The organism is Janthinobacterium sp. BJB401 (genome assembly GCF_013372745.1).
In the GTDB taxonomy this organism is placed as follows: domain Bacteria; phylum Pseudomonadota; class Gammaproteobacteria; order Burkholderiales; family Burkholderiaceae_D; genus Janthinobacterium; species Janthinobacterium rivuli.
In genome coordinates this window covers 39,864-47,092 of sequence record NZ_JABXFH010000047.1, presented here as the reverse complement: position 1 = coordinate 47,092, position 7,229 = coordinate 39,864, and the positions used below count along the sequence as shown (strand labels likewise).

At 64.5% G+C, this 7,229-nt stretch carries 7 protein-coding genes; 1 reads left to right on the top strand and 6 read right to left on the bottom strand.

Features of this window, described 5'->3' with window-relative positions; translation table 11 throughout:
- The 6 genes from HWE17_RS23435 to HWE17_RS23410 all read right to left on the bottom strand — a co-directional run.
- A partial coding sequence (locus HWE17_RS23435) for an STM4011 family radical SAM protein (RefSeq protein WP_176390422.1) occupies nucleotides 1-881 on the bottom strand: 881 nt, incomplete at its 3' end.
- On the bottom strand, nucleotides 875-2,254 hold the full coding sequence (locus tag HWE17_RS23430) for an STM4012 family radical SAM protein (RefSeq protein ID WP_278315751.1): 1,380 nt from the start codon (nucleotides 2,252-2,254) through the stop codon (nucleotides 875-877). The genes HWE17_RS23430 and HWE17_RS23435, both read right to left, overlap by 7 nt.
- Nucleotides 2,251-3,093, bottom strand: coding sequence for an STM4013/SEN3800 family hydrolase (locus tag HWE17_RS23425; protein ID WP_217916863.1), 843 nt, complete (start codon nucleotides 3,091-3,093; stop codon nucleotides 2,251-2,253). The genes HWE17_RS23430 and HWE17_RS23425 overlap by 4 nt, the downstream gene beginning before the upstream one ends.
- Nucleotides 3,086-4,171 carry an STM4014 family protein gene (locus HWE17_RS23420; RefSeq protein WP_176390421.1) on the bottom strand — a complete coding sequence of 362 codons (1,086 nt, stop codon included), beginning with the start codon at nucleotides 4,169-4,171 and terminating at the stop codon, nucleotides 3,086-3,088. The genes HWE17_RS23425 and HWE17_RS23420 overlap by 8 nt, the downstream gene beginning before the upstream one ends.
- Nucleotides 4,172-4,177: 6 nt before the next feature.
- Nucleotides 4,178-5,104 (bottom strand): STM4015 family protein, encoded by a 927-nt coding sequence (locus HWE17_RS23415; RefSeq protein WP_176390420.1) that lies wholly within the window; start codon nucleotides 5,102-5,104, stop codon nucleotides 4,178-4,180.
- A gap of 91 nt (nucleotides 5,105-5,195) precedes the next feature.
- Entirely contained in the window at nucleotides 5,196-5,771 is a 576-nt protein-coding gene (locus tag HWE17_RS23410; RefSeq protein ID WP_034751403.1) for a helix-turn-helix domain-containing protein, read from the bottom strand.
- Between the two features lie 218 nt (nucleotides 5,772-5,989).
- Between HWE17_RS23410 and kbl the strand changes: the two genes are divergently transcribed.
- Nucleotides 5,990-7,216 carry a glycine C-acetyltransferase gene (gene kbl, locus HWE17_RS23405; protein ID WP_035818512.1) on the top strand — a complete coding sequence of 409 codons (1,227 nt, stop codon included), beginning with the start codon at nucleotides 5,990-5,992 and terminating at the stop codon, nucleotides 7,214-7,216.
- Nucleotides 7,217-7,229: the final 13 nt, after the last annotated feature.

Here is a 7,229-nt window from a genome sequence, read left to right as displayed (position 1 = left end):
GACCTACGTTGCTCTGCGTGCACGATCCTAGCCAATACTCCCTCCCCAAACACCGCCTGAAACGGCAAATCCTTGCGCTGCGCATAGCCGATATAGCAATCGCACTTGAAGCGCGGGCAGCTGCGTTCCTGCAGCATGTCGGCCAGGTCATCCTCATACAGATTCCCCAGCCGCTCCGGCACGAAATGGCAACGCGCCAGTTCGCCATCGCCATCGACGGACAACGACGCTTCGCCCGCCAGGCAGGGTTTATTGCGTGAAGGCGACGGGCGGCGGTTTTGCGCGAACCACGGGTCGACGGCGTCAAACCAGGCCAGGTCTTCCCCGCTGTAGTAGCCGGGGCCACGCCGGTCATACGCATTCAGCCACAGGTAGACGTGGGCCGGCAGGGCCGCGCGCAGGGCGCGGATGGCGTCCAGGTGCTCGTTCATGGCGACGGCGCCGACGGAATAGCGCACGCCCATGGCGTCCAGGCGCGCGCAGCGTGCGAGAAAGCGGGCAAGGGTCGTTTGGTCCGGGTGGTAGGTGCACCACAGGCCGATCTTTTCCAGCCCGTCCATCGCTTGCAGCCAGTTCAAGGGGCCGGACAGATTCGTTTGCAGCGCCACCTGGCGCACATGGGGCAAGGCAGCCAGGGTTTGCATGGCCGCGCGGTAGTGGCGTCGCACCAGCGCTTCGCCCCAGGGCGTAAACAGGACGCTGATGTCCCGCTTTTGTGCCGCCACCCAGCTGGTAAAACGCGCCACTTCGTGCGCATCGCGGGCCAGGGTGGCGCGGCTGTCGCGCTTTTTGGCGAACGGGCAGTAGCCGCAGGCGTAGTTGCAACTGGCCAAGGTGCCCCGGTACAGCAGGGACAGCGTTTCTTTTGGTGCTGTCAGCACGCCTGGCCGCCTTCGGCCATCAGCGTGCGCACCGTCTCGGAGGCCAGCCACGGGCCGATGGTGTCGGCGTAGCTGTAGCCACGGTCATTCAGGCGCAGCAGCGGGCCGTTTTCCTCCACCAGTTCCAAGGCGTGCAGTTCGGCCAGCTGCGGAAGATCAAGCTCGCAGCGCGTGCCGAAGCGCGCCGTGTAGGCGTCGCGGTCCAGGCCCGGTTCCGTCAGCAGCGACTGAATCACGTAGCGGCGGCGCTGTTCCGCATCATCGAGCACATAGCCGTGTTCGGCCTGCGCGAAGCGTTCCTCGTCCAGCGCCAGGTAGTTGTCGATGATGCCGATGGTCTCCGTTCTCGCCACCGCGTACTCGCTCGAATAATGCAGGCGCGAAGTGTAAGAGCGGGCGCCCGCGCCCAGGCCCACCATGCCGTCATTCTGGCAGCAGTACGAGGGACCGTTCTGCTCCGGTGCATGCGGTGCGCGGAACATGCGCATCGAGACCTGTTCATAGCCCAGGGCGCGCAGATGGTCGCGCGCGGCCGCGTACAGGGCCAGGCGGCTGTCGCCGTCGCGCGCCAGCATGATGGGGTTGAGCGACTGCGCGCCCTGGCGGCGCGCCACCTTGCCGAGACCCGTCTGTTCCCGTACGTACAGCGGATACAGGTAGATTTCCTCGGGCGCAAACGCCAGCGCGCTGTCGATGGACGCGAGCAGGCTGGCCACGGTTTGCCCGGCGATGCCGTAGATCAGGTCCAGGTTCAGGGTGGGGAAGCCGGCCGCGCGTATCAGGCCGATGGCGTGATGCACGGTGGCGTTTTGCTGGGGACGCGCCAGCGCGCGCATCTCGCCGGCGGCAAAGCTCTGGATGCCCAGGCTGACCCGGTCGATGCCATGCGCGCGGCAGACGGCAAGCCGCTCGGCCGTGATGGTTTCAGGCGACGCCTCGATGCCGGCCGGCGTGTGCTGCAGGTCGATGCCGAGGATGTCGCGCGCGCCACACAGCAGGGTGTCAAGCTGCGCCGGTGACAGGTAAGTAGGCGTGCCGCCGCCCAGCGCGAAGCGGGCAAAGCGCCGTTCGCCCAGCGCGCCGTTGAGCGCGCGCATCTGCACCAGCACTTGCTGGACGTAGCGCTCGACCATGTCGGCACTCGGGCGCGCCATGGCGAACAGGTTGCAAAAGCCGCAGCGCATTTCGCAAAACGGGATGTGGATGTAGGCGAAGAGGGCGGAGCGGTCCTGCTGCGCCCACAGGGGCGCCAGCGGCGCGGCCTGCGGCAAGGCGCGGTAGGCGGCCTTGTGCGGATACGAGTATGAATACGCCTGGTAGGGCGTGTGGCGCATGCGCTGCGCCAGGGTGCCCGGTTGTTCGGATGGGTTCACGGTGGGGACTCCTGAGAAATGGTATCTGGCGTGAGGAAGAAGTGCGCGTACGGCACCTGCCACACGCTGTCGTGGGCGATGCGGTGGCCACGGTAGCCGTCTTCGCCATACGCGCTGCCGTGATCCGAGCAGACGATGGCAAACGTGGGCGCGCGCGCGGCGCAGGCGGCAAACAGGGGGGCCAGCGCGCCATCCACATAGCGCAGGGCCGCCGCATGGCTGTCAAGATTGTCGGCGCGGCAGCCGGGCAGGTAGGCGCGGTTCGGCGTGTGCAGGGCGGCCACGTTGATGAACAAGAAGGTGCGCTGATCGTTTTGCGCCAGCAGCCGGGTCGCCAGCGCCACCTGCTTTTGCGTCGAATGGCGGCTGGCCACGCCCATGCCGGCGCTCCAGTGGCTTTCCTGGAACAGCGACGGCAGCACCGCGCCCAGCGCCGTCTGCTTGTTGAAAAAACCCACGCCGCCGATGCAGATGGTGCGGTAGCCGCGCGCGGCCAGCGCGGCGGGCAGGTCCGCTTCTTCGAACGCAAACGTGTGCGGCGAGGTGGTTTCGCTGCCCGCAAAAGCGCTGGCGAACAGGCGCGGATGGCGGCCCGGCGCTGCCGGCGTGGGCAAAAAACCGGCAAAGAAGGCCTGGTGCGCCGCATACGTGAACGTGGCGGGCGAGTGGCGCTTGTCCCAGCCGCCCGGCGGCAGAAAACGGCCCAGCACGGGCAGTTCGCCCGCTTCATACAGGGCTTGCGCCACGTCATGGCGCAGGGTGTCGAGCGTGATGAAGACGATGTCGTGGCTGCCGACGATGGCGTGCATGTCGGGGATGGCAGGTGGGTCTTTAAACATGGGGCAGTTGCGTCAGTTGCGCTGCGTAAGTGTCCGCGCCTTGCCACAGCAGGCCTGGCAGCAGGTCGCCGAAGGCGTTCGCCTCCAGCACATGGGCATGGCCATGGCGCACGACGAGGTCGTAGCCCGTCACGTGACTGTGTGGGAAGGCGCGCGCGGCCTGGGCGCTGGCCGCTTCCAGCGCCGCCAGGTCGGCTGCGTCCAAGAGGCCGGCCGTGTCGCCACGCCGGTTGTCGAGGTGCAGATTCGTCATCATCTGGTTGCCGATGCGCGCCACGCGGTGCGCCGGCTGGCCGGCCACAGTCACGATACGCAGGTCGTAATGGCCGTCGCCGCAGCGCGGCTTGTTCAGCCATGCCTCCGCATACAGTTCCTGGGCGGCCAGCGCGTCGACGAGGGCGGCGATGTCGTGTTCGGATTCGTAGCGCGCCATGCGCTTGACGTTGAACAGACGCGCCGCGCCGTCCCCATGCTGCAAGGCGGCCGAGGTGGTGGCTTGCTGGCGCCCGGCCTTGTTCCTGCGGTAGGCGACGACACCCGACGCGGACGAACCGTAGCGCGGTTTCAGGTAAACGCGGTCAAGCTGGTGTTCGTGCAGCAGCGACTGCAGATGCTCGTAGCCGTGCACGGGGCCGAGCAGGCTGGGAATGGCGACGCCGTGCGCGGCCAGGTGGCGCTGGCACGCCAGCTTGTCCGTCATGAGACAGATTTCGGCTGGCGTATTGAAGACGCGTGTCTGCGGCAGGCAGGCCAGCTGCGCCGCCAGGGAGGCCATGGCGGAGGCAAATCCTGCGAACCACGCATCCATGGCCAGCAGCTCGCCATGTTCCGGTGCATGCACGGGCGCGCGATCAAGCTGCCGACAACCGTCATGCAGCAGCCGCAGGTGCGCCGCCGGGTCGTCGCCAGGCGTCTCGATCTTGAACAGGCAGGGCCGGCGCAAGGCGTCCTCGAGCAGGGCAGGCTGCGCCAGCCAGTCGCGCCATTCCAGCACCTGCGCGGGCGGCAGGCGCAGTTGCGCGCGCGCCGCCTGCAGCAGGCGCACGCGCTTGCTGCCGCTGGTGGCCAGCAAAAGCATCAGGTTTTATTCGCCGACGGCGACATAACGATAGCTTTCGCCATCGTCTTCATCGGCTTCCTGCGGGTCGTCCAGCACCACCTCGAACGGCAGCGCCTTCAGCTTGGCCTGGTTTTCTTCCGAGATGTAATGGTGCGACAGGTCCAGGCGCTTCAACTTGCCCAGCTGCGTGTGATTGAGCACGGCCACGGCGCCCAGGTCGCCGATGGTGCCCAGCGACAGGTCGAGGGTGTCGAGCTGCGCCACCAGTGGTTCTTCCGCCAGCCAGACGGCCAGGTCGTCGGCGATTTCCGCGTCGCGCAGGCCCAGGTAGCGCAGGGTTGGCACGGTCAGCTGCGCCAGCACCTTGCGGTACAGGTCGACGTCGCCCGAAAAGCCATAGTCGTCCGTGCCCAGCCACAGCTCCAGGTGTTCCAGTTGCGGCATGCTCGATTGCGCCAGCGCTGCGGCGATCTTTTGATCGATGCCGCCCGCTTCGATGGTGAAGCGGCGCAGGTTCTGGTGCGCGAACGGTTCGATGACGAGTTCATTGCCGCCACGGATGCGCAGCTCTTCCAGCTGCGGGAAAGCGTCCAGCAGGGGCTTGTAGCTGCCTTGCACGATCCACGAAATTTCGCATTCCTCGTACGTCATGTCGCCGATGAACAGGGCGCGCAAGTTCGGCAACTGCGGCGCGTGGCTGGCCAGCGCGGCGATCACCTCGTCGGCGCCCGCTTCGTACGGGTCGCCCCACATGCCGATGATCAGCGCTTCAAGCGCATTCTTGTCGGTTTTTTCCAGGAAGCCGGCGATCAGGTCCGGCATCTTGCGCTTGTCGTCATACTCGAGCGAGAGGCGGTAGACGATGTCCTGCCCGGATTGCAGCGCAATATCAGGATCGTACTCGACGACTTTTTTCTTGTGGAAGAGGGTGGTGCTTTCGGAAATCGTCATTGCTAAGGCTCCATGAAAGACAGTGAAAATCTTGTCTAATCCAAAATCTTAGCATGGGCGAAAGAGCTTATTGCACACTGCTGAAAAGCAACTATCTATGGATGACCACCAATAATGCCTTGCCTTCCGTCTTGCCCAGGTTGCGTATCGTATGTGGCTGGTCCGCCGGATAGCGCGCCGTGCCGCCATTCTTGACCTTTTTCTTCGCCGTTCCCACTTCCAGTTCCAGGTTGCCGTGAATCACCGTCAAATGTTCGGTGGTGCCCGGGTCGTGCGGCTGCGAGGCCAGTTCGCCGCCCGGCGCCAGGGTCACTTCATACCATTCGTATTTGCCGGCCAGTTCCATCGGCCCGAGGATGCGCAGCACGTAGCCCGCGTGGTCGCCGGGCAGGGTGGGGGTTTCGTGGGCGTCCGTGATGCGGATGGTTTCCACGGCTTTTTCCGCGCTCGACAGCAATTCGCCGATCTGCACGCCCAGGGCGTTGGCCAGGCGCCACGTGATGGCGATGGTGGGATTGGCTTTTTCGCGCTCGATTTGCGACAGCATGGACTTCGACACGCCGGCGATGCGCGACAAATCCTCCAGTGTCAGGCCGCGCGCCAGGCGCAGCCGTTGCAGGGTGGCGCCCACTTCGGGCGGAGAATTGGTCGAAACGCTGGTTTTCATCGGCAGGTGGCTTGCAAAGTTCAAAAGGCTTGGGTAATATCCACTATATTGAATTTCAGTTCGAAATAGTGGATTTTGAGGAAAAACACGGAAACGTGTAGACTTCAAACAGCGCTTCACGGTACAGCATTGTGCGCGCACCGGTCAAGCGGCCGCTTTTCCCTATGGCGGCTGAGGTCACACGGATACCACAAACGCAGGGACACACAAGGATCATCATGAGCGAGCAAGCGAAGAACACCTTTTTCAGCGGTCTGCAACAGAATCTCGATCAACTGCGCCAGCAGGGCTTGTACAAGCCCGAGCGCGTGATCGCCTCGCGCCAGGGCGCCGAAGTGGTGTGCGACGATGGCCGTACCCTGATCAATATGTGTGCGAACAACTACCTGGGCCTGTCCGGCGACCTGCAGACGCAGGAAGCATCCATTGCCGCCACGCAAAAGTATGGCTATGGCCTGTCGTCCGTGCGTTTCATCTGCGGTACGCAAACCGTGCATAAAGAACTGGAACAGGCGATCTCCGCGTTCCTGGGTACCGAAGACACGATTTTGTACGCGGCGGCCTTTGACGCCAACGGCGGCGTATTCGAGCCCCTGTTCGATGAAAACGACGCCATCATCTCGGACGCGCTGAACCACGCTTCCATCATCGACGGCATCCGTTTGTGCAAGGCTGGCCGCTACCGCTACGCGCACAACGACATGGCCGACCTGGAAGTGCAGCTGAAAGCGGCCATTGCCGCGGGCAAGCGCCATAAAGTCATCGTCACGGACGGCGTGTTCTCGATGGACGGCACGATTGCGCAGCTGGACAAGATCTGCGACCTGGCCGACCAGTACGGCGCGCTGGTGATGATCGACGAATGCCACGCATCCGGCTTCATGGGCGCGACGGGCCGCGGCACGCACGAACACCACAATGTGATGGGCCGCATCGACATCATCACGGGCACCCTGGGCAAGGCCCTGGGCGGCGCCATGGGCGGTTTTACCTCCGCGCGCAAGGAAGTCATCGACACCCTGCGCCAGAAATCGCGTCCTTATCTGTTCTCGAATACCCTGGCGCCATCGATTGCCGGCGCCTCGCTGTCGGTACTGGAACGGCTGGCCAAGTCGACGGAACTGCGCGACCGCCTGCATGAGAACACGGCCTTCTTCCGCAGCGAGATCGAACGCATTGGCTTCACCATCAAGCCGGGCACGCATCCGGTGGTGCCCGTGATGCTGTTCGACGCTCCCGTGGCGCAGAAATTCGCCGCCCGCCTGTATGAACTGGGCGTGCTGGTGACGGGCTTCTTCTACCCGGTCGTGCCGATGGGCCAGGCCCGTGTCCGCGTGCAGCTGTCCGCCGCCCACACCCGCGAACAGCTGGTGCAAGTGCTGGCCGCCTTCGAGCAGGCTGGCAAGGAACTCGGTTTGCTGACCACCACTACCACTACTAATTAATACGAATTCAGGA

Excerpts from the sequence above, each read along its gene's own strand:
- HWE17_RS23425 (WP_217916863.1), bottom strand. The coding sequence starts at position 3,093 with ATGTTTAAAGACCCACCTGCCATCCCCGACATGCACGCCATCGTCGGC.
- HWE17_RS23420 (WP_176390421.1), bottom strand. The coding sequence starts at position 4,171 with ATGCTTTTGCTGGCCACCAGCGGCAGCAAGCGCGTGCGCCTGCTGCAG.
- HWE17_RS23415 (WP_176390420.1), bottom strand. The coding sequence starts at position 5,104 with ATGACGATTTCCGAAAGCACCACCCTCTTCCACAAGAAAAAAGTCGTC.
- HWE17_RS23410 (WP_034751403.1), bottom strand. The coding sequence starts at position 5,771 with ATGAAAACCAGCGTTTCGACCAATTCTCCGCCCGAAGTGGGCGCCACC.
- kbl (WP_035818512.1), top strand. The coding sequence starts at position 5,990 with ATGAGCGAGCAAGCGAAGAACACCTTTTTCAGCGGTCTGCAACAGAAT.